The 23,055-nt window shown below is 41.8% G+C and carries 20 protein-coding genes; 15 read left to right on the top strand and 5 right to left on the bottom strand.

All coding sequences use genetic code 11. The annotated features are described in order from the left end of the window. The first annotated feature begins 306 nt into the window (after positions 1–306). Entirely contained in the window at positions 307–1,200 is an 894-nt protein-coding gene (locus AC6IZR_RS07510) for an aldose 1-epimerase family protein (protein ID WP_155199424.1), read from the top strand. 16 nt (positions 1,201–1,216) lie between these two features. Here the strand turns inward: AC6IZR_RS07510 and AC6IZR_RS07505 are convergent, their stop codons facing one another. From AC6IZR_RS07505 to AC6IZR_RS07495, 3 genes are all read right to left on the bottom strand, one after another. After that, positions 1,217–1,480 (bottom strand): GIY-YIG nuclease family protein, encoded by a 264-nt coding sequence (locus AC6IZR_RS07505; RefSeq protein WP_045759230.1) that lies wholly within the window; start codon positions 1,478–1,480, stop codon positions 1,217–1,219. Next, the gene (locus tag AC6IZR_RS07500) at positions 1,470–2,216 is read right to left on the bottom strand and encodes a tRNA1(Val) (adenine(37)-N6)-methyltransferase (protein WP_045759231.1); all 747 of its coding nucleotides are present in this window, start codon (positions 2,214–2,216) and stop codon (positions 1,470–1,472) included. Before AC6IZR_RS07500 ends, AC6IZR_RS07505 begins: the two co-directional genes overlap by 11 nt. A gap of 234 nt (positions 2,217–2,450) precedes the next feature. After that, positions 2,451–4,790: a cation-translocating P-type ATPase gene (locus AC6IZR_RS07495; protein WP_497848382.1), complete on the bottom strand. Its 2,340-nt coding sequence runs from the start codon at positions 4,788–4,790 to the stop codon at positions 2,451–2,453. Positions 4,791–4,965: 175 nt separating this feature from the next. Between AC6IZR_RS07495 and AC6IZR_RS07490 the strand changes: the two genes are divergently transcribed. The 14 genes from AC6IZR_RS07490 (at position 4,966) to AC6IZR_RS07425 (ending at position 21,388) form a co-directional block, all read left to right on the top strand. Continuing rightward, positions 4,966–5,712 (top strand): lysophospholipid acyltransferase family protein, encoded by a 747-nt coding sequence (locus tag AC6IZR_RS07490; RefSeq protein WP_497848381.1) that lies wholly within the window; start codon positions 4,966–4,968, stop codon positions 5,710–5,712. A gap of 66 nt (positions 5,713–5,778) precedes the next feature. Further along, the gene (locus tag AC6IZR_RS07485; protein WP_021152867.1) at positions 5,779–6,447 is read left to right on the top strand and encodes a helix-hairpin-helix domain-containing protein; all 669 of its coding nucleotides are present in this window, start codon (positions 5,779–5,781) and stop codon (positions 6,445–6,447) included. Continuing rightward, on the top strand, positions 6,428–8,674 hold the full coding sequence (locus AC6IZR_RS07480; RefSeq protein WP_497848380.1) for a DNA internalization-related competence protein ComEC/Rec2: 2,247 nt from the start codon (positions 6,428–6,430) through the stop codon (positions 8,672–8,674). Before AC6IZR_RS07485 ends, AC6IZR_RS07480 begins: the two co-directional genes overlap by 20 nt. A 75-nt stretch (positions 8,675–8,749) precedes the next feature. After that, entirely contained in the window at positions 8,750–9,352 is a 603-nt protein-coding gene (locus tag AC6IZR_RS07475; RefSeq protein WP_497848379.1) for a DUF805 domain-containing protein, read from the top strand. 23 nt (positions 9,353–9,375) lie between these two features. Next, positions 9,376–10,410 (top strand): DNA polymerase III subunit delta, encoded by a 1,035-nt coding sequence (gene holA, locus AC6IZR_RS07470; RefSeq protein WP_497848378.1) that lies wholly within the window; start codon positions 9,376–9,378, stop codon positions 10,408–10,410. An 88-nt stretch (positions 10,411–10,498) separates the two neighbouring features. Continuing rightward, positions 10,499–11,104, top strand: a complete 606-nt coding sequence (gene sodA / locus AC6IZR_RS07465) for a superoxide dismutase SodA (RefSeq protein ID WP_497848376.1) — start codon at positions 10,499–10,501, stop codon at positions 11,102–11,104. Positions 11,105–11,314: 210 nt separating this feature from the next. Continuing rightward, complete coding sequence (locus tag AC6IZR_RS07460; protein ID WP_480993164.1) at positions 11,315–12,787, top strand: helicase HerA-like domain-containing protein; 1,473 nt, start codon at positions 11,315–11,317, stop codon at positions 12,785–12,787. Between the two features lie 98 nt (positions 12,788–12,885). Then, a complete protein-coding gene (locus AC6IZR_RS07455) occupies positions 12,886–13,953 on the top strand; it encodes a serine hydrolase (RefSeq protein ID WP_497848375.1) in 1,068 nt (355 codons plus the stop codon). 159 nt (positions 13,954–14,112) lie between these two features. Beyond that, positions 14,113–14,802 (top strand): Crp/Fnr family transcriptional regulator, encoded by a 690-nt coding sequence (locus AC6IZR_RS07450; RefSeq protein WP_041826265.1) that lies wholly within the window; start codon positions 14,113–14,115, stop codon positions 14,800–14,802. 237 nt (positions 14,803–15,039) lie between these two features. Next, a complete protein-coding gene (gene arcA, locus AC6IZR_RS07445; protein WP_003017680.1) occupies positions 15,040–16,269 on the top strand; it encodes an arginine deiminase in 1,230 nt (409 codons plus the stop codon). A gap of 84 nt (positions 16,270–16,353) precedes the next feature. Next, positions 16,354–17,370 carry an ornithine carbamoyltransferase gene (gene argF, locus AC6IZR_RS07440; protein ID WP_003006350.1) on the top strand — a complete coding sequence of 339 codons (1,017 nt, stop codon included), beginning with the start codon at positions 16,354–16,356 and terminating at the stop codon, positions 17,368–17,370. Positions 17,371–17,455: 85 nt separating this feature from the next. Continuing rightward, positions 17,456–18,400: a carbamate kinase gene (gene arcC, locus AC6IZR_RS07435; RefSeq protein WP_003011576.1), complete on the top strand. Its 945-nt coding sequence runs from the start codon at positions 17,456–17,458 to the stop codon at positions 18,398–18,400. 124 nt (positions 18,401–18,524) lie between these two features. Next, positions 18,525–20,036, top strand: coding sequence for a YfcC family protein (locus AC6IZR_RS07430; RefSeq protein ID WP_156671696.1), 1,512 nt, complete (start codon positions 18,525–18,527; stop codon positions 20,034–20,036). A gap of 17 nt (positions 20,037–20,053) precedes the next feature. Beyond that, a complete protein-coding gene (locus AC6IZR_RS07425; protein WP_497848374.1) occupies positions 20,054–21,388 on the top strand; it encodes a dipeptidase in 1,335 nt (444 codons plus the stop codon). Between the two features lie 29 nt (positions 21,389–21,417). Here AC6IZR_RS07425 and AC6IZR_RS07420 read toward each other — a convergent pair whose 3' ends face one another. Then, positions 21,418–21,888, bottom strand: coding sequence for an arginine repressor (locus AC6IZR_RS07420; RefSeq protein ID WP_009732532.1), 471 nt, complete (start codon positions 21,886–21,888; stop codon positions 21,418–21,420). A gap of 11 nt (positions 21,889–21,899) precedes the next feature. Further along, positions 21,900–22,928, bottom strand: a complete 1,029-nt coding sequence (gene queA, locus AC6IZR_RS07415; protein WP_003006367.1) for a tRNA preQ1(34) S-adenosylmethionine ribosyltransferase-isomerase QueA — start codon at positions 22,926–22,928, stop codon at positions 21,900–21,902. Positions 22,929–23,055 lie beyond the last annotated feature (127 nt).

Below are 23,055 nucleotides of genomic sequence, written 5' to 3'. Positions count from 1 at the left end.
AAAAATACAAGGGTTAACCAGCTGTTAACCCTTGTATATTTATAAGGAGACCTAAATGATAACTGACTCTTTTAGAAAAAATGTATCATGATAAGGAGCATCCAAAAAAGTCAGACAACAGAAAGAATGGATTCCTAAAATGGGATATTTCTGTTAACATATTAAGTCTACAATTATTTCCAAGCCTTGTCAAGGATTTTTTCTTATTTTTTTAAAATTTTTGACTAGAAAAATAAAAATTGACAATCTCTTCTAAAAGGTTATAATGAATATAATAACTATACTAATTAAAAAGAGGTGTCGCCCATGGTGATTGCATTAAAAAATGATGATCTAGAAGTACAATTTAAGACATTTGGTGGGGAATTGAGCTCCATTCGAAGTAAGGAAGGCATAGAATATCTCTGGCAGGGGGATCCAGAGTATTGGTCAGGACAAGCGCCGGTTCTGTTTCCGATTTGCGGGAGTGTTCGTAATGGCCAAGTACAGTATCATCTAAAAGATGGAGTGAAGACAGGCCAGCTTCCAAGACACGGCCTCATTCGCAAGAGAGAGTTTGAACTCAAAGAACAAACAGACCATCGTCTTGTCTTTGAAATCACCTCTAACGACGAGAGCTTACAAAATTATCCCTACCATTTTCGAGTGGAAATCGATTATGAATTGAAAGGGAAAGAGATCACCATCACGTATCGCGTGCAAAATTTAGAGTCAGATCAAGTCATGCCTTATTTCATTGGAGGGCATCCAGCCTTTCGTTGTCCCCTTTTAGCAGATGAAGACTATGAAGACTACGAGTTGATTTTTGAAAAAGAAGAAAGCTGTAGCGTTCCTCTCTTGTTCACAGAAACCGGTTTGGTTGATCGCCTGCAGCGGACGCCATTTTTAGACCATAGCCGTAGCCTACCTTTGCGCCATGAACTGTTTGAAAAAGACGCCATTATTTTAGATCAGTTAGCCTCTAAATCTGTGCAGCTCCTCTCGAAAAAATCTGGTAAAGGTTTGGAATTTGCCTTTGCAGATTTTGAGAATCTCGTCCTTTGGTCTACCAATAACAAGGGGCCTTTCATTGCCTTGGAGCCTTGGACGGGTATTTCCACATCTGCAGAAGAGGGCGATTTCTTCGAAGATAAAAAAGGTGTGATCCAGTTGGCTCCTCAAGAAACACGGAGTCACCAGTACCGTATCACCATTTTGTAAATGAAAAACCGTTGGACTATGGAGTCCGACGGTTCTTTTTGATATAGTTTAGCTTTGCTTGGCGCGATTTCTTTTTAAAGAGAGACTCGGCAGACATAGCAGAGGGTTTATCTGGATAGGATTCTTGGTAAAGAAGTTTAACGGGGAGGCGAGCCCGTGTGTATTTGGCGCCTTTTCCAGCATTGTGAGTCTTTAGGCGTTTTTCGACATCTGTGGTGTAGCCAGTGTAGAGGGAGCCATCCGCACACTCTAGGACATACATGTAAGCCTTAGTTTCCATAGTAGATCTCATGAATCTCGTCTGTATAGCTGCCGTCTTCATTGTGAATAAAGAGGGGAGGCAGAATTTTTAAACCATCCAGTGAGCCATCTTTGATCGCCTCAATCAATAACATATTCGCCTCTTTGGTCACTTTGGGATAGACAAACTGGATCCGCTTAGGTGCAAGATTGTAACGCTTCATGGTTTCGATGATATCTAAAAAGCGATCTGGACGATGGACCATCGCTAAGCGACCATTTGATTTGAGAACTCGCTGGGCCACATGGCAAATCTCATCTAAATTGGTGGTAATTTCATGCCGAGCTAAGAGGTAGTGTTCACTCTCATTGAGATTGGAATGCTCATCTACCTTGAAATAAGGAGGATTGCAGAGGATAATATCCACCTTACTCCCCCCGATATGTTGAGGCAAATGCTTGAGGTCATCGGTGATCATGGACATTTGCTGGTTCAAGCCATTGAGATCAATGGAGCGGGTTGCCATATCCGCTAGACGTTCCTGTATTTCGACACCAATGATCTGGGACTCTGTACGAGTACTCGCAAAAAGTCCCACGGCCCCATTTCCAGCGCAGAGATCTACGATCAAGCCCCGCTTGGGCAATTTTGGAAAGCGCGAGAGCAGGACGCTATCCACGGAGTAACTAAAGACTTCCCGATTTTGTATGATTTTCACATCACTTGAAAAGAGTTGATTGACGCGCTCGCCGTCTTTTAATTCGATATCTGTCATGGCTCTATTATAGCATGAAAAGAAGCTTGGGGAAAGATCGATAAAACATAAAAAGAGGCTGGAACAAAAGTCCTAGCCTCTCAATTATTTTTGGATTGTCGATCAAGACGCAGTGGTTGAGTGGGCTCTACTACGCTGATTTCATCAGCTTTTACAGCCCTACTCAACTGTGCGGAGGTGGGACGACGAAATCGAATTCTAACGAATTACCGATTTCTGTCCCACTCTCTTTTTTTAATCAAATTCATATTTTTGGAGAATCGTAGTGAGGATAAAGACTCCTGTAAAGATAGCCATCAATGCCAGATAAACTGGGAAAGTAGTGGTTGTAAGGAGTGAAATCTCGATCAAGTTTTTTAGCACGACCGCAGATGCGTAGAATCCTACTACAGAGAAGAGGATGAGGAGGGCCCGCCAGATATTTAGTGGCAGGCAAGCACGGATAACGGATAGGAAACCGATGGATCCAAGTAAGTAGTAGGATACAGTAGACATATCGGCTGCAGACCAACCATGGCTTGCTCCCCAAAGGCGAATAAACAAGACACTAAAGACGACCATCAAGGCGCTTGGTAAGGCTAACAGAAGGGAACGTCTCAAGAAGTGTTTTTCAACCGGTTTGATATTGCGTTCAAAGGTCAACACAAATGGTGGGAATCCTTCGACGAATTGGTCGATCAGGGTGATTTGAATAGGAATGAAAGGGAAAATCAGCAAATAGTTGACGTTAAAGAAGAGAGCACTTGCAATACAGATGATAGCCAAGAGGAAGGAATAGATCGTTTTGATAAAGAAGATTGGAGCGATTCGTCCAATGTTATTCACCACACGACGGCCTTCAAAAAGAATTTCTGGAACGTCATTAAAGTCAGAGTTCAAAAGAACAATATTGGCAATTTGACGGGTTGCTGGATCTCCCTCGGCCATCACGATGGAGCAGTCTGCTTCGCGAAGAGCAAGGATATCATTGACCCCATCTCCTGTCATAGCAGTCGTCCGACCAGCTGCTTTCAAGGTTTGGATAAGCAGTTTTTTCTGGTGAGGAGACACACGCCCAAAGATAGCTGTTTCTTCTGCTTGATCCACTAATTGATCATCAGAAATTTTTGAACAATCGATGTAGTTTTCATAATTTTTGAAGCCAGCTTGTTGAGCGATATAAGAGACCGTCACAGGGTTGTCACCGGAGATGATTTTGAGATCCACTCCTTGAGAGCGCAAATACTCAAGAGTATCTGAAGCCCCTTCACGAATGGGGTCTGTAATCTCAATAACCGCAATCCCTTCAAGATTTTCAGGCAGTTTCAATTCCTGCATGCTGATCAGTTCTGAACTGTGAGCCAAGACGAGCACGCGCGATCCACGAGCTTGTGCTTCGACGACAGGAGCTGGATTTTCTTGAAGGAGCATTTCAGGAGCACCGAGAAAGACGGTTCCAAGGTTGGATAGGTGCATGGCTCCCCATTTCCGATCACTTGAGAAAGGAATAATGTTTTCCGCAGTATAAGCATGCTCCAACTCCCCATAAGCCTTGCGAATAGCTTGAGCAGTAGGATTGGTGTCCTCGCTATTTTGCATGTAAGCTGAAAGGATAACTTTGATGGTTTCCTCAGAAAAATGATCAGATAAGCTATGGAGAGCTTCGACTGTCATCTTCCCTTGAGTGATGGTACCGGTCTTATCAAGACACAAGGTATCCACACGCGCCAAGGTTTCTACTGAGTACATTTCTTGGACAAGAACCTTGCGCATACCGAGCTTAATAACCGCTGTCAAAAGAGACGTAACTGTTAGTAAAGCGATCCCCTTTGGCAACATTCCCAAGAGAGCTGTGGAAGAATTCACGACAGCATCCTTGATTGGCAGCATCTTGATCAACAGTGCTTCAAAGAAGAGGGCAAGGCCAAATGGGATGATAATTTTACCAGTGAAGCTAGAAATTTTCGCTAAGTTATAAAGAATACGCGAATTGATAGGCTTCAAGGTTTTAGCTTCCATCATCAGTTTGTTGGCATAGTTGTTTGCTCCAACCCGCTTGACACGGGCATAGACTTGACCACTGGCAATATAACTACCAGAAAGAAGTTCATCACCAACTTCTTTTAAGACCAGATCACTCTCACCAGTCAGCATAGCCTCATTAGCTTCTGCAATACCGGACATGACTTCAGCATCACTAGGGATCTGCTCACCTGAAGACAGAAGCATTAAATCACCCAGAACAAGCTTTTCTGGTGGAATTGCATCTTTTTCCCCGTCTCGAATGACAGTCACTAGCTCTCGACTCATGAGGTTGAGCTTATCAATCATCCGCTTGGCGCGCATCTCGGTCATGATTCCTGTAATGGCATTGAAGCAAATGACTGCAAAAAAGATCATATTGCTCCAGGCCTGTACAGCAGCCAAGGCCACAGCAATCACAAAGTTTAAGGTATTAAACAAGGTGAAGACGTTGCGCTTGATGATTTGCCAGGTGCTGGTACTTGTATTCGTTGTAAAATCATTGGTTTGTCCGCGATCCATTTTCTTGCGGACTTCACTGAGGGACAAGCCCTTTAAATCAATAGTTTCCATAGACAATATGATATCATTTTTTTGAGAAAAAGACTATCTAGAATCGGTCCGCTGAGACAATTTTTATCTAAAAAAGGTTTGCGGTCAAAATCAGGATACGGTATAATAAGAAAGAACCTTTTACAGGATGGAATATCTTGTAGAGAAACGAATGAAATGGATTTGAGGAACAACTATGTTTTATACCTATTTACGTGGCCTTGTTGCCTTTATTCTGTGGGTTTTAAATGGGAATGCCCATTACCATCATAAGGACAATATTCCAGATCGAAAAGAGAACTACATCTTGGTATCCCCTCACCGAACTTGGTGGGATCCAGTCTATATGGCCTTTGCAACCAAGCCAAAGCAATTTATCTTTATGGCGAAAAAAGAACTCTTTACCAATCGTATTTTTGGCTGGTGGATTCGCATGTGTGGGGCTTTTCCAATCGACCGTGAAAATCCGGGAGCAGAAGCCATTAAGTATCCTGTCAATATGCTGAAAAAGAGCAACCGTTCTTTGATTATGTTCCCAAGTGGAAGTCGTCATTCTCAAGACGTCAAAGGCGGTGTTGCCATCATTGCCAAAATGGCGAAGGTCCGTATCATGCCAGTGACTTATACTGGTCCAAGAGACTTGAAAGGGTTGTCAACGGGTGAACGCATTGATATGAACTTTGGACATCCCATTGATATTTCGGATATTAAAAAGATGAATGACGAAGGAGTGGCAGAAGTTGCCCGCCGTATCCAGGAGGAATTTGATCGCTTGGATGCGGAAGCACAAGCGATCAACACCCCAACAAAACCGTTTATCTTGATTCGTTTGTTAAAAATCCTTTTGATTCCCCTTGTCTTAGTCGTGGCCATCTTGACCTTGCTCTTTAGTTACCTAGCCAGCTTTGTATGGGATCCAGACAAACATCGGAAAAACAAGTAAAAAAACTGAGAGTTTTTCTCAGTTTTTTTTATTTTTACGAATAATAAAAGTGAGAGGAGGTTTCTTATGAAGGATATCATCGAAAAAATCAAAGAATATAAGCTCTTTTTAGCACTTACAGCTATCGGACTCTTACTTGGAGGATATTTCCTTTTCCATCGACCTCAGTCAAATGCATCCACTATACCGGATCTTTATCAGGCTTCTAGTTCAACTTCGAGCAAAGAAAAGATATCTGCTTCTAGTTCAAGAGAAGAAAAGCCAGCTGCTTCAGTGTCTGATGCGCCCGAAATCATTACGGTCGATGTCAAAGGGGCTGTTAAACAACCAGGTGTCTATGAGTTACGCTCTGATAGCAGAGTTCACGATGCCATTCATAAGGCGGGTGGAATGACTGCGGAAGCCAATAGCCAATCGGTCAACTTGGCGCAAAAGCTCTCTGATGAAGCAGTGATTTATGTTGCTAAAGAAGGGGAGGATGTTCCAGCACTTGGAAGTTCAGAAAGTTCTGCAACTTCGTCAGCGCCAGCAGAAAAAACAGGCAAGGTCCATTTAAATCGAGCGACCGAATCAGAGCTCCAAACCGTATCAGGCATTGGCCAGAAACGTGCCCAGGATATTATCGCCTATCGCGAAGCAAATGGTCCTTTTCGATCAGTGGATGATCTAAAAAATGTTTCAGGAATCGGAGAGAAAACACTGGAGAAACTAAGAGATGCTTTCACGGTGGATTAAAAACCTTCCTTTTTCGCTTGTCCATCTCGCCTTTTTGCTTCTATGGCTGTATTTTAGTATCTATCAACCATCTTGGCTTTCGATCAGCGGTCTAGTAGTAGTGGGAGTTTTAGCGGTTCATCACTATAAAGGGAAGCGCTCAAGTTTGCTATGTCTTGGTTTAGCAACACTTTGTTTTGCGGTCTTCTTTGTCTTTCAGCGACTACAGGATCATCCAGTACAAGTAGAAAGTCAGCCCCCACGCCACTTACTCCTGATTCCAGATACCATCAAGATCAACGGGGACGCCCTGTCTTTTCGTGCTAAAAATCAGGGAAGGACCTATCAAGTTTTCTATACTTTAAAATCAGAAAAAGAAAAACAGCAGTGGCAAAGTCAAACCCACTTGCTGGAGTTGACATATAAAGGTGTTATAGAAGAACCAGAAGGGCAGCGAAATTTTAGAGGTTTTGACTATCGAGCTTATTTGAAGACTCAGGGAATATATCACCAAATTAGAATTGAAACGATCCAATCTGCGCTTCCCATCCAAACGTGGAATGTTTTCGATTGGCTATCTCAATGGAGGCGCCAAGCCATTGTTTGGAGCAAGGAGCACTTTCCACATCCAATGAACCAGTATATGACCGGCCTTCTTTTTGGTTATTTAGATACGGATTTTGAGGAGATGGATCAGCTTTACACGAGTTTGGGAATTATTCATTTATTCGCCTTATCTGGGATGCAGGTTGGCTTTTTCATCAATGGGATCCGAAAAGCTCTCTTACGTCTAGGAATCTTGCAAGAGACAGTCGATATCTGGATGCTTCCAATTTCTTTGGTCTATGCTGGCTTGACAGGTTTTTCTGTTTCAGTGGTTCGTAGTCTCTTACAAAAAATCCTCTCTCAAAAGGGCATCCGAGGGATGGAAAATATGGCGATGACCTTGATGCTCTTAATGATTCTCATGCCCAAGTTTCTCCTGACAGCTGGAGGCGTCTTGAGTTGTGCCTATGCCTTTATTTTGACCTTGGTAGATACTAATTCTTATTCAGGAATTAAAAAGGTGCTAGTGGAAAGTTTCTGGATTAGTCTGGGGATCTTGCCCCTTTTGACCTATTATTTTAGTGTCTTTCAACCATGGTCACTCCCTTTAACCTTCCTCTTTTCTTTCTTGTTTGATCTTGTTCTCCTTCCAGGGTTAACAGTGCTATTTATCTTATCGATTCTAAAGCCGCTTACGATTTTTAATAGTTTCTTTCTACTCATAGAGGAGTGTATTCGTTGGATCTCAAAGCTCACGTCGGTACCGTTGGTATTTGGTCAACCGACCGGATTAGCTCTGATCGTCCTCTTACTTCTTTTAGGGACCTTATATGATCTTCGAAAGCAAAAAAAATTTCGTTTTCTGTTCATCGGTATGATTCTACTCATCTTTTGTTGGACCAAGCATCCTTTAGAAAATGAGATCACCATGGTGGATATCGGTCAAGGAGACAGTATCTTTTTACGCGATTGGAAAGGAAGGACCATTTTGATTGATGTCGGAGGACGCGTCACTTTTAAAAGTGGAGACAAGTGGCAAGAGCGCAGTCAATCTGCCAACGCGGATAAAACCTTGATTCCCTATCTCAAGAGTCGAGGTGTTGGAAAACTCGATGCTTTGGTCTTGACCCATACAGATCAGGACCATATGGGCGATATGGTAGAGGTTGCCAGACAAATCCCGGTTAAAAAAGTGTATGTCAGTTCAGGCAGTCTAACCAGTTCCAAATTTCAAGATAAATTGAAACAGCTTCATAGCCCAGTTAAAGTAGTCCAGAGAGGGGATCAACTTCCTATTTTTGATCATCATCTCGAAGTATTATCTCCTGATGAAGTGGGGGATGGCAAAAATAATGATTCGATTGTCCTCTATGGGCAGTTTTATCAGAAACGGTTTTTGTTTACAGGTGATCTGGAAGAAGCTGGGGAGAAAAAACTATTGGGAAACTATCCCCAATTACAAGTGGATGTTTTGAAAGTAGGCCACCACGGATCGAAAGGTTCCTCTAGTGATGTATTCTTGGATCAGCTACATCCTCAATTGGCCTTAATCTCCGTTGGAAAGAAAAATCGCTACCAGCATCCTCATAAAGAATTGCTTGATCGTTTAGAGGAACGATCCATTTCTTACCTTCGTACCGATGAAAGAGGAGCGATTCGCTTGATTGGGTGGGATCATTGGAGGGTAGAAACGGTCCGCTAGAGATAAGGAGAGGTTTGCTTTCTATGCTGAAAATTGCTATTATAGAAGGTGAAATCAATGTAAAGGTAGAATCGTATGAACGCATTTAAGCAATTTTGGATACAGTATGCAGATTTTTCAAGTAAGACCAGTCGAGCCCATTTTTGGCTAGCTTTTTTCTGGAATTTCCTGATTTCTTTGCCTCTTTGGGTTTTTTACATCGTGACTTCTTTATCCCATCAAAATGCTCAAGAAATACTCAATTTTTCAACTGTTCATTCTAAAACAGGTCTATGGGCACTCGCTTTCTTAGCATTCTTTTACTTCCTCATTTTGGTACCCAGTCAAGCCATTTGTGTGCGTCGCTTGCGGGATGCTGGGGTCCATTGGTCTTGGATCTTTTTGAACCTTGGTCCGGTTTTACTCTATTTGTTGACGGGGCTAGATATTTTCCTGTTTCTTTGGGTGATTACAGTTATTTCTCTCCTGATTCTCATGATGCTTCCAGGAAAAAATACCTTCCCACAACCAGTAGAAACTCCTATGGGAGTAACTTCTGAACCACAGGTCACCGCGACAGGGGGGAGCTTTGGAGGCAACTCGTTTGAGCAAATTCCTAATTTTGTAGGAGCACCTGATTTGTCCGATGAAAAACCACCATTGGAACAAAAAATGGCTGCTGAATACGAAATCCACTAAACGGATAAAGATAAGAGAGTTTCATGCAAGCAATTACCGACACTAAACATCTGACGGTTCAAACTCTGCCTTCTATTCTTGTCTTGACAGGCGAGGATGTAGGTCAATTTGAATGGTTAAAAAAAGACATTTTAAAAAAAATAGGCTATGATCCCTCAGATTTGAATTATTCTTATTTTGATATGAAGGAAGCCTCTTATGCTGAGGTAGAGCTGGATTTGGTCAGTCTTCCTTTTTTTGAAGATGAAAAAATCGTGATTTTGGATCACTTATTGGATCTGACCACTGCCAAGAAACGCAATTTAACCGATGAAGATCTGAAGCAATTTGAAAACTATCTGGAAAATCCTTCTGAATCGACCCGTTTGGTGATATTTGCAGAAGGAAAATTAGATAGTAAGCGTCGCTTGGTCAAACTCCTAAAACGGGATGCCCAAATCATTGAAGCGACCACTCCTAAAGAGCAAGATTTAAAGCGTTATTTTGCAAGTCAGGCCCAAGAATTGGGCTTACACTTTGTGGGCGATTCCTTGGACCAGCTACTCTTAAAATCTGGCTATGATTTTGGAGAGTTACAGAAGAATCTCGCTCTGTTGCAGGCTTATAAAGAAGATGGTCAGATTACCCTCGAAGATATCAAGGAGGTTGTTCCAAAGTCCTTGCAAGATAATATTTTTGATCTGACACAGATGATTCTCAAACGCCAAATCGATCAAGTCCGGAATTTGGTTAAGGATCTCCGCTTACAAGGAGAAGATGAAATAAAATTGATCGCTATTTTGTTGGGGCAATTCCGAATGTTTTCTCAAGTTAAAATTTTCTCAGAAGAAGGCCAAACTGAAAGCCAAATTGTAGCGAGCTTGTCGGAGTTGTCAGGACGCAAGGTCAATCCTTACCAGGTGAAGTTTGCCTTACGGGATAGCCGCAGACTTTCCCTATCTTTTTTGAAGCAAGCTATGATGACCTTCATCGAGACGGATTATGCGATTAAAAGTGGAACATATGAAAAAGACTACTTATTTGATTTGACCTTGTTGAAAGTAGCTAATAGCGTCTAACGATGAATGAAATCGCAAGCAGATTAGTTGAATAATTTAGCTGTTTGCGTTATCATCAAGTCAGTAATAAAGAAAAGAGGACCATAAAATGGCTATCATTTTACCAGAATTACCATATGCTTATGATGCATTGGAACCTTATATCGATGAAGAAACCATGCATTTGCACCATGATAAACACCATCAAACATATGTAAACAATGTGAATGCAGCTCTTGAAAAACATCCTGAAATTGGAGAAGACCTTGAAAGCTTGTTAGCTGATGTTGAATCCATTCCAGCTGACATTCGCCAAGCTGTGATCAACAATGGTGGTGGTCATTTGAACCACGCTCTTTTCTGGGAATTGATGACTCCAGAACAAACAGCTCCTTCAGCAGAACTTGCTGCAGCGATTGATGCTACATTTGGTTCATTTGAAGACTTCAAAGCAGCCTTCACAGCAGCAGCAACGACACGTTTTGGTTCTGGCTGGGCATGGTTGGTTGTCAACAAAGAAGACAAACTCGAAGTGACTTCAACAGCAAACCAAGATACACCAATCTCTGAAGGTAAAACACCAATCCTTGGTTTGGATGTTTGGGAACATGCTTACTACGTGAAATACCGTAACGTACGCCCTGACTACATCAAAGCTTTCTTCTCAGTGATCAACTGGAATAAAGTGAATGAATTGTTTGCAGCAGCAAAATAATAAAATGAAGGAATCTATAAGAGCAAGTATTGGCTCTTATAGATTTTTTTATGTGCATCCGAAAAATTGGAGTATAATTTCTTGCGTTTGGTCAGGAAAATGATACACTAGTAGGAGTGTGTCTTACTTGTCTGAAGCCTGGTTTGAAGGGCCTAGGCAAGGAAAAGATAAACCTTAAAATGAAAACTGAAACATTCAGGGAGAAATGAAATGACTAGTATTACCATTACTAAAGGAGCCGTTGAGACGCCTATCTATTTGCGGATGTTAAATCGTCATGGCTTGATTGCAGGTGCAACAGGAACAGGAAAAACGGTTACGCTCAAAGTTCTAACAGAAAAATTAAGCAAAGAAGGCATTCCGGTCTTTCTAGCCGATATCAAGGGAGATTTATCTGGCTTAGCTAAAGCAGGGCAATGGACACCAAAACTGGAAGAACGCTACAAGCTTCTTGGGATCACAGATCCGTTTGAGCCACAAGCCTTCCCTGTTCGATTGTGGGATGTCTTTGGTCAAGCTGGTCATCCTGTTCGGGCAACGGTCGAAGGGATGGGGTCATTGCTTCTTTCTCGTCTGCTTGATTTGAATGAAACCCAATCAGGAATTCTCGCAATTGTCTTTAAAGTGGCCCAAGAGAAAGATTGGCCCTTGCTTGATTTGAAGGACCTGCAAAGCCTTTTAAAGGAAGTCTATGAACATAGTTCAGAGTATTCGGCTCAATATGGCAATATCACCAAACAATCTGTCGGAGCGATCCAAAGAAGTCTCTTGGTTCTTGAAGAAGAAGGAGCAGACCAATTTTTCGGAGAACCCGCACTTGATTTAAATGACTTCATGCAACTAGATGCTTCTGGTCGTGGTTATATCAATATTCTTTCAGCTACAAAGCTCTTTCATTCACCAAAATTGTACTCAACCTTTTTGATTTGGATGCTGTCTCGTCTCTTTGAAACACTTCCAGAGGTTGGGGATCCTGAAAAGCCAAAACTAGTCTTCTTCTTTGATGAAGCGCATCTCCTCTTTAAGGATGCAAGCAAGCTCTTTCTTGAGAAGGTCGAGCAAGTGGTACGCCTGATTCGTTCTAAGGGTGTAGGGATTTACTTTATTACCCAAAATCCTCAAGATCTTCCAGAATCTGTTTTGGCACAGCTTGGAAATCGTGTTCAGCATGCACTTCGAGCTTATACACCAAAAGAAATGAAGGCGATTAAGGTTGCTGCCCAAAGTTTTCGTCCGAATCCAGATTTTGATACAGAAACAGTGATCACAGAGTTAGGGACAGGGGAAGCCTTAGTTTCTTTCCTCAATGAAAAGGGACAGCCTAGTGTGGTTGAGCGTGCTTATATTCTCTCTCCTCAATCGAGTTTCGACCTCTTAAATGAGAGTGAACAATTGGCCTTGATCACAACATCGCCTTTCCATCAAAAGTATGCGACGACGATTGATCGAGAATCTGCCTATGAAAAATTAGCAGCTAAAGCAAGCAAGGAAGCACAAGAAAAAGAGCAAAAAGAAGCAGAAAAGGAAGAGGCTACAGCAGATAAGGCGGCTCAAAAACGTAGTCCAGGTCGTCCAAGAAAATCTAGTCTTGAAAAGGCAAAAGATTCCTTCTTGAGTTCCTTATTCCGGACGATTGCGCGTGAGATTGCTAAGCTAATTATGGGCTCCTTTAAACGGAAATAACCCGTTTATGAAAAGAAAAAAACTTTTTAAAAAGAAACCGTTTTCTCTTTCTGATAATTCTTGTTATTTTCAGTAGAATCTTTTATAATTAATCTCGTATGAAAAAATATTTTAATCTACGCTCGATCATGATTGCGGTCAGTATTTTATTGTGCTTAGTGGGAACAAGCGCACTGGGCTACTTGCATGCTACGCAACCAACAGCATCAGCAATTGAAAAAAAAGCAAAGAAAACAAAAGAAGCAAAAGAACAAGATATAGAAAAGTCTACCCCTGAAACGAAAAAACCACGTGTCAAATCTCCTGAAGCTAAGCAAGCAGTAGTAGATGCAGACATGGAAACGATGAGCGCTTATGGCCTTGTCTATGATTATGCTAATAAAGGCTTGGTAGAGGTTGTTCAGGATTTCCTAGCGGAAAGTGGAATTGATCCGTCACAAGTTGCCTTCACGTATCGTAATGCCATTACAGGAGAGCAGTTTGCGATGAATGATCTTCAACCAATGACTGCAGGAAGTACCTACAAGTTGCCGTTGAATATGTTGGTGGTAGATGAGGTTGCAAAAGGCAAACTGAATTTAACAGATCGGTTTGATATTACCAATACCTACTATGAATATGTCGGTGAGCATGACAATTACGTCGCAGCCTTTGATGGAGCCATGTCTATCCCTGATATGCAACGCTATTCATTGGTTTACTCTGAAAATACCCCAGCTTATGCCTTAGCAGATCGATTGGGTGGCATGGAGCAAGCGCGGAAGCTATTCAGTCGCTATGGTCAATCCCGTTCACCAGAAGTAAAGACCTTTAGCGATGAAAATAAAACGACAACAGATTACTATATCCATGTTTTGGAATATCTTTGGAATCATCAAGAAAAATATGCAGATTTGTTGGAATTGATTGGGGAGTCTTTCCCAGGTGAGTACTATAAGAAATTCTTACCGGATTTGGTCATTCAACAAAAACCAGGCTATGTTGCTGAAGCTTTGAATGTGGACGCTATTGTGCGTGAATCTACTCCGTACCTGATCGCCATTTATACCGCAGGTCTTGGAGGAACGACTCCAGAAAGTTCTGAGATCAGTGGTGTCGGTCTGTATCAATTGGGTCAATTGGCTTATGTTATCAATGAATGGCATCGAGTTAATATGAATGAATAATCGACAAAAGGTCTGAGGGTTGTTCAGGCCTTTTATTCTATTAAAGTAGGATGAAATTCACTTGTTGTTTTGAATTACTTTTCTGTTCTAAAGAGACTTCTTTCCCTTTTCTATAAAAAGTATGTTATACTAATAATAGTAATAAGAGGAAGTATAGACATGATTACAAAGGAAGATTACCAGTTGCTTCGCTTGCATCCTGCATTTTCTGCGTTGCCAGTGGAGCTTTTTGATAAATTAGCTGTTGAAATTCATGCCAGGGATATCCCTAAGGGACAAATTTTATTTTTTGCAGGAGATAGACGGGATCGCATATTCCTTCTAGTGGAGGGCTTTGTTCGCATTGAGCAATTTGATTCTTCTGACCAATTCTCCTATATGGATTACATTAAGAAAGGGTCCTTGTTTCCTTATGGTGGAATGTTCCAGGACGAACGCTACCACTATACAGCCAGTGCTGTAACGGATTTACGCTGTTTTGTAATTCCCGTCAATCTTTATGAGATGTCTGCTCAAGAAAGCAAGGAGCAATTGCTCTTCATTACGAGAAAGCTTTCGTCGATTCTAGAATTTCAAGAGTTGCGTCTACGTAATGTTGTGACAGCCAGTGCTAGTGATCGCGTGGTTCAGTCTTTGGCCATATTATGCAAGGACTATGAAAGCCTTGGAAATCAACTTCCATTTCCGATTAGTATGAAGGAAATGGCCAAATTAGCGGCAACAACTCGAGAAACAGTCAATCAAGTTTTAAAGAAACTCATCGATTCTCGTAAGATTCAGTATGAAAGAAAACAACTAACTTTTCTAGATACAGCCTACTTTTTAAAGAGCTTTGAAGAGATCAACTAATTTGTTGATCTTTTTTTATATTTTACAAAAAAATATATATTCACAAAAATAATATAAAAGACAAAATATTCAAAGAAAACGCTTCATATTGACTAAAATATAGATAACATTCAAAAAAACACAAAATTCTTTGCATTCAAAAAGTAGAATCCTTCGTGAAAGCGGTAACAATAAAGGATATAATAACAATTGTAATAAAGCTTGTGAACAAGCTCAAAGAAAAAAGGAGGATGACAGATGTCAACTAAACCAATTCATGTTTTCTCTGAAATTGGAAAACTGAAAAAAGTAATGTTGCACCGTCCAGGTAAAGAGTTGGAAAACTTGATGCCTGACTATCTAGAGCGTCTTCTTTTTGATGATATTCCATTCTTGGAAGATGCTCAAAAAGAACACGACAATTTTGCTCAAGCGCTTCGTAACGAAGGAATCGAAGTACTTTATCTTGAAAAATTGGCAGCTGAGTCATTGACTACTCCAGAAATTCGCGAACAATTCATCGAAGAATATCTTGATGAAGCAAACATTCGTGGTCGCCAAACTAAAAACGCTATTCGCGAAATCCTTCGTGGTATTGAAGACAACCAAGAATTGGTTGAAAAAACAATGGCTGGTTTCCAAAAAGCTGAGCTTCCAGAAATTCCAGAAGCTGATAAAGGCTTGACAGACCTTGTTGAATCTGACTACCCATTTGCGATTGATCCAATGCCAAACTTGTACTTCACACGTGACCCATTTGCTACAATTGGGAATGCAGTATCATTGAACCACATGTATGCTGATACACGTAACCGTGAAACTTTGTATGGTAAATACATCTTCAAATATCACCCAGTATATGGTGGTAATGTAGATTTGGTATACAACCGTGAAGAAGATACTCGTATCGAAGGTGGGGACGAATTGGTCCTTTCTAAAGATGTCTTGGCAGTTGGTATCTCACAACGTACAGATGCTGCATCAATCGAAAAATTGTTGGTAAACATCTTCAAGAAGAACGTTGGCTTCAAGAAAGTATTGGCCTTCGAATTTGCAAACAACCGTAAATTCATGCACTTGGATACAGTATTCACAATGGTGGACTACGATAAATTCACAATCCACCCAGAAATTCAAGGAAACCTTCGCGTCTTCTCTGTAACATATGAAAATGAAGCATTGAAGATTGTTGAAGAAAAAGGTGATTTGGCTGAATTGCTTGCTGAAAACCTTGGTGTAGAAAAAGTTACATTGATCCCTTGTGGTGATGGCAATGTGGTTGCAGCTGCTCGTGAACAATGGAACGACGGATCAAATACTCTTACAATCGCACCTGGTGTGGTAGTTGTATACGATCGTAACACAGTCACAAACAAGAAATTAGAAGAATACGGACTTCGTTTGATTAAGATCCGCGGAAGTGAATTGGTTCGCGGTCGTGGTGGACCTCGTTGTATGTCAATGCCATTTGAACGTGAAGAAATCTAATAGAGAAGACCGAGAGCTGGTCTTTGAGGATCAGCTCTTTCTTCTTACTGATCAATACTAGAAAGAAAATAGGAGACAAATAGAATGACAAATTCAGTGTTCCAAGGACGTAGCTTTTTGGCAGAAAAAGACTTTACACGTGCTGAGTTAGAATACCTTATCGGACTTTCAGCTCACTTGAAAGACCTTAAAAAACGCAACATTGAACACCACTATCTTGCAGGTAAAAACATTGCGCTTTTGTTTGAAAAAACTTCAACTCGTACTCGTGCAGCCTTCACTACTGCAGCCATCGACCTTGGTGCTCACCCAGAATACCTTGGTGCAAACGACATCCAACTTGGTAAAAAAGAATCTACAGAAGATACTGCTAAAGTTCTTGGACGTATGTTTGACGGTATTGAATTCCGTGGTTTCAGCCAACGTATGGTTGAAGAATTGGCTGAATTCTCAGGTGTTCCAGTATGGAATGGTTTGACTGACGAATGGCACCCAACTCAAATGCTTGCAGACTACTTGACAGTTCAAGAAAACTTTGGACGTTTGGAAGGTTTGACACTTGTATACTGTGGTGATGGACGTAACAACGTTGCAAACAGCCTTCTTGTAACAGGTGCTATCCTTGGTGTGAACGTACACATCTTCTCACCAAAAGAACTCTTCCCAGAAAAAGAAATCGTTGAGTTGGCAGAAGGATTTGCAAAAGAAAGTGGCGCTCATATCTTGATCACTGAAGATGCCGACGAAGCAGTGAAAGGTGCAGACGTACTTTACACTGATGTTTGGGTATCAATGGGTGAAGAAGACAAATTTGCAGAACGTGTTGCCCTTTTGAAACCTTACCAAGTAAACATGGATTTGATTAAGAAAGCTGATAACGAAGACTTGATCTTCTTGCACTGCTTACCAGCCTTCCACGATACAAATACTGTTTACGGTAAAGATGTTGCTGAAAAATTCGGCGTAGAAGAAATGGAAGTTACTGACGAAGTGTTCCGTAGCAAATATGCTCGTCACTTTGACCAAGCTGAAAACCGTATGCACACAATCAAAGCGGTTATGGCAGCTACTCTTGGTAACTTGTACATTCCAAAAGTTTAAGACTTTATAACCGTATACCAACAGCTATAGGGGCTGGACTGCTAGCTTTAGTCCTGCCCCTATTTTTTATAGAAGGGGAAAACTTATGTCAAGAAAAATCGTCGTTGCTTTGGGAGGAAATGCTATTCTCTCATCTGATCCTTCTGCACAAGCTCAACAAGAAGCACTTGTAGAAACAGCAAAACACTTAGTCAAATTAATCAAAAACGGGGATGACTTGATCATCACTCACGGAAATGGTCCTCAAGTAGGAAACCTTTTGCTCCAACACTTGGCAGCAAACTCTGAAAAGAACCCTGCTTTCCCACTTGATTCATTAGTTGCTATGACCGAAGGAAGCATTGGCTACTGGCTTCAAAATGCTCTTCAAAATGCTCTTCTTGAAGAAGGAATTGAAAAAGATGTGGCTTCTGTTGTGACACAAGTCGTTGTTGATAAGAACGACCCAGCTTTTGTCAATCTCAGCAAACCAATCGGTCCATTCTACTCAGAAGAAGAAGCAAAAGCAGAAGCTGAAAAATCTGGAGCAACTTTCAAAGAAGATGCTGGTCGTGGCTGGCGTAAAGTTGTTGCTTCACCAAAACCAGTGGATATCAAAGAAATCAATACCATCCGTACTTTGTTGAACGACGGTCAAGTCGTTGTGGCAGCCGGTGGTGGCGGTATCCCAGTTGTGAAAGAAGCAGATGGTAGCCTATCTGGTGTTGAAGCTGTCATCGATAAAGACTTCGCATCTCAACGTTTGGCTGAATTAGTAGAAGCAGACCTCTTCATCGTCTTGACTGGTGTCGATTATGTCTTTGTGAACTACAATAAACCAGACCAAGCAAAATTGGAACATGTTAATGTGGCTCAATTGGAAGAATATATCAAACAAGACCAATTTGCACCAGGAAGCATGCTTCCTAAAGTGGAAGCTGCCATTGCCTTCGTCAATGGTCGCCCAGAAGGAAAAGCAGTTATTACATCACTTGAAAACCTGGGAGCTTTGATTGAGTCTGAAAGTGGAACAATCATCCAAAAAGACTAATGAAAAATTAGGAAAAAACTAGTATTTTAAAGCTTATTGTGATAGAATAAGTCTATAGGTAAGCGTTTTACAAGAGACTCTTGTAAAACATCACTCACACTTTGTTGCGTTAGGAGGAAGACAAATGAGTGAAAAAACAAAAAAAGGATTTAAGATGCCTTCATCTTTTTCCGTATTGTTAATTATCATTGCTATTATGGCAGTGTTAACTTGGATTATTCCAGCTGGTCAATACAAGGTTGACGATGCAGGTGCTATCATTGCAGGTAGTTATGAATCTGTAAAAGCACATCCTCAAGGGATTTGGGATGTCTTGATGGCCCCAATCAATGCCATGCTTGGTAAAGCACCAACTAGTGCAGCGATTGACGTAGCCTTCTTCATCTTGATGGTCGGTGGTTTCCTTGGAGTTGTGAACGAAACAGGTACCCTTGATGTAGGGATTGCTTCAATCGTTCGTAAATACAAAGGCCGCGAAAAAATGTTGATCTTGATCTTGATGCCATTGTTTGCCCTTGGTGGGACAACTTATGGTATGGGTGAAGAAACCATGGCCTTCTATCCACTTCTCGTACCAGTTATGATGTCTGTTGGCTTTGACAGCTTGACAGGGGTTGCGATTGTACTTCTAGGTTCTCAAATCGGATGTTTGGCTTCTACATTGAATCCATTTGCAACGGTTATTGCATCTGATACAGCTGGTATCTCAAGTGCATCAGGATTGTTGCTCCGTGTGATTTTCTGGGTAGTCATGACTGCTCTTAGTACCTACTATGTATACCGTTATGCAGACAAGGTTCAAAAGGATCCTAAAGCATCCTTGACTTATGCAACTCGTGAAGAAGATTTGAAACACTTCAACGTAGAAAGTGGTGAAGAAATTCCTTCACAAATGAACAAGAAACAAAAACGTGTCTTGCTCGTCTTCATCTCAACATTCGTTATCATGGTTGCTGGATTTATCCCATTCAAAGATTTGGGTATTACATTCTTTGACAACTTTAACGAATCTCTCCATAAAATTCCAGTACTTGGTCAATTGATCGGTAACACAGATGCTCTTGGTACATGGTACTTCCCTCAAACAGCTATGCTCTTTGCCTTCATGGGAATCCTTGTGGGTATCATTTATGGCTTGAAAGAAGATAAAATCATTTCATCCTTCATGAATGGTGCAGCTGACCTCTTGAGTGTTGCGTTTATCGTAGCAGTAGCACGTGGTATCCAAGTCATTATGAACGATGGTATGATCACTGCGACAATCCTTCACTGGGGTGAAGAAGGACTTAAAGGTCTTTCATCTCAATTGTTCATTGTCTTGACTTACATTTTCTACTTGCCAATGTCATTCTTGATCCCATCATCATCTGGACTTGCTAGCGCGACAATGGGGATCATGGCACCTCTTGGTAAATTCGTCAACGTACCAGGTAGCTTGATTGTCACAGCTTACCAATCTGCATCTGGTGTCTTGAATTTGATCGCACCAACTTCAGGTATCGTAATGGGAGCTCTTGCTCTTGGACGTGTTGAAATCAGTACATGGTGGAAATTCATGGGTAAATTGGTTGTAGCGATTGTTGTGATCACCATTGCCCTTCTTCTACTCGGAACTGTAGTTCCATTCTTGCAATAGAATAAAGTAGGTGTTTCATGAAAAAAAGAATTAAGGACGATGTGAAAGAGCAGTTTTTAAACTCGCTTCAAACCATCATTTCTTATCCTTCTGTATTAAATGAAGGGGAAAATGGAACACCGTTTGGACAAGCTATCCAAGATGTCCTAGAAAAAACCTTAGAGCTTGCTCGAGAATTAGGTTTTCAAACATATATAGATCCTGAAGGATACTATGGATATGCAGAGATCGGTCAGGGGGAAGAACTCCTGGCCGTTCTTTGTCACTTGGATGTTGTTCCAGCCGGTGATTTACAAGATTGGCAAACGCCACCTTTTGAAGCGACCATTGTCGGTGATTATCTAGTAGGTCGTGGTGTGCAGGATGATAAGGGACCGTCTCTTGCTGCCCTCTACGCAGTTAAGAGTTTGATGGATGATGGCATCCAGTTTACCAAACGAATCCGCTTTATCTTTGGGACGGATGAAGAAACCTTGTGGCGCTGTATGAACCGCTACAACCAAATCGAAGAGCAAGCAGATCTTGGATTTGCACCGGATTCCTCTTTCCCCTTAACCTATGCTGAAAAAGGCTTATTACAAGTGAAATTGCATGGCCCAGGTTGGGATGATCTTCCCTTACAGGCTGGTCAGGCCCTCAATGTTGTTCCAGACAAGGCGACCTATGCTGGTCATCGTTTGGAAGAGTTGCTTCCTGTTTTGGATCAAAGTGGGGTTCAGTATAGCCAAACAGAAAATTCTGTAACGGTTTTGGGTATTTCCAAGCACTCTAAAGATGCAGCCGAAGGAGTCAATGCCATAGTCGGTTTAGCGGAAAGTCTGTCCCTCATCCAACCCCATCCAGCTTTGCTCTTTATCGCAGATGCAGTTGGTGAGGATGCAACGGGAGAAGCGCTATTTGGCCCTATTTCAGATGAACCAAGTGGGGATCTTTCCTTCAATCTTGCGACCCTTGTGATCGATCAAGAACAATCGGAAATCGGAATTGATATTCGGATCCCCGTCTTAGCAGACAAGGATGCCTTGGTAGCTCGTTTGCAAGAAATTGCGGCCAGCTATCAGTTGGAATATGAAGAGTTTGATTATTTAGCTCCTTTATATGTTCCTTTGGATAGTCCTTTAGTCAGCTCTTTGATGGCCGTCTATCAGGAAGAAACTGGTGATAAGACGCCAGCTATGTCTTCTGGTGGTGCGACATTTGCGCGGACCATGGAAAATTGTGTCGCTTTTGGGGCTCTTTTCCCAGGTGCAGAACAGACTGAGCACCAAGCAAATGAACGTGCAAAAATTGAAGATCTCTACGCTGCGATGGAAATCTATCGAGAAGCCATTCAGCGCCTAGCGACAAAATAAAAAGTTTGGAAACTAAGTTTCCAAACTTTTTATTTGCTAAAGAAGAAGGGTGGGGTGAATTCTTTTAATTTTTCAAAGCAATCCAAAGCTCCTTGGTTGTCTTCACAGATGACCAAGCAGACATCGTCCCCACAGATAGTAGCTACAATTTGATCCAGTTCCAGTGCATCTAAGATAGCTCCAAAGGATTGGGCAAGCCCTGGAAGAGTTTTTACAACGACCTGGTTTTGAACGGGCCGCAACATGACTAAGGCATCTTCCATATACATCCGCAGGCGCTTTTCCCAACGGGAAGGAGCGATGGTGTTCATGGCATAGTAGGAACTATCCCCCTCGTTAATTTTCACTAGATTCAAGGATTTAACATCCCGTGAAAGGGTGGATTGGGTCACGAGAACCCCATTGGCTTCAAGGGCTTCTTGGAGTTCTTGTTGGGTATGAATCCTACGCTCAGAAATAATAGAGCGGATCAAGCGGTGGCGGCTTTCAATTTTATTCATGAGAGACTCCTTTACTTGATGAACATAGCATCCCCAAAGCTGAAGAAGCGGTACCGTTCCTGAATAGCATGGTGGTATGCTTCTAAGGTTAATTCACGGCCAGCAAAGGCAGAAACCAACATGACTAAAGTTGATTTTGGAAGGTGGAAGTTGGTCGAAAAGGCATCGACGACTTTCCATTCATAACCCGGTTTAATGAAAATATTGGTCCAGCCAGAATCAGCTTGGATGTCTCCATCAAATTTGTTGCCAATCGTTTCAAGAGTTCGGATAGAAGTCGTTCCGACGGCTACGATGCGTTTCCCTGCAGCTTTTACCTGACGAAGGGTAGCAGCGGCCTCTTCAGAAAGTTGGTAGAATTCAGAGTGCATCTCATGGTCTTCAAGATTGTCCACAGATACTGGACGGAAGGTTCCTAGGCCCACATGAAGGGTCAAATAGACCAGGTGAACCCCTTTTGCTTCAATTTTTTGGAGCAATTCTTGGGTGAAATGAAGACCTGCCGTCGGAGCTGCAGCAGAACCATTTTCTTTGGCGTAAACGGTTTGGTAACGCTCGCGGTCAGCCAGTTTTTCATGGATATAGGGAGGAAGTGGCATTTCACCAAGGCTTTCCAAAACTTCTAAAAAGATCCCTTGGTAGTGGAAGCGAACGATACGGCCTCCGTGCTCTAATTCTTCCTCAACGGTTGCGGTCAAACGACCATCTCCGAAGCTGACTGTGGCCCCTACCTTTAAGCGTTTTGCAGGTTTTGCCAAGACTTCCCAACAGTCATCTTGCGTATTTTTAAGGAGAAGGAATTCGACGTGACCACCTGTTTCTGGTTTGACTCCATGAAGGCGGGCTGGTAGAACGCGCGTATTGTTCATGACAAGAGCATCTCCTGGCTCCAATTCATCCAAAATTGCATCAAAATGACGGTCTTGGAATTGCCCTGTTTTTCGATCGAGGATCAAGAGTTTAGAGGCATCTCGTTTTTCAAGAGGGGTTTGGGCAATCAGTTCTTCAGGCAAATCAAAGTCAAAATCGTTGGTATTCATTTGCGCTCCTTTTATAATAAATTTGTGAGTAGATAGATGGTAGTCCCGACCGCTAAGATCATCAGGCAGATTCCCATCAAAAAGATCAGGACCTTGAGAATCTTTCTCTGATGAATCAAGAAAGATA

Source organism: Streptococcus mobilis (assembly GCF_059727625.1).
The sequence above is the reverse complement of the archived record's forward strand: the minus strand, read 5'-3'. Positions and strand labels throughout refer to the sequence as shown.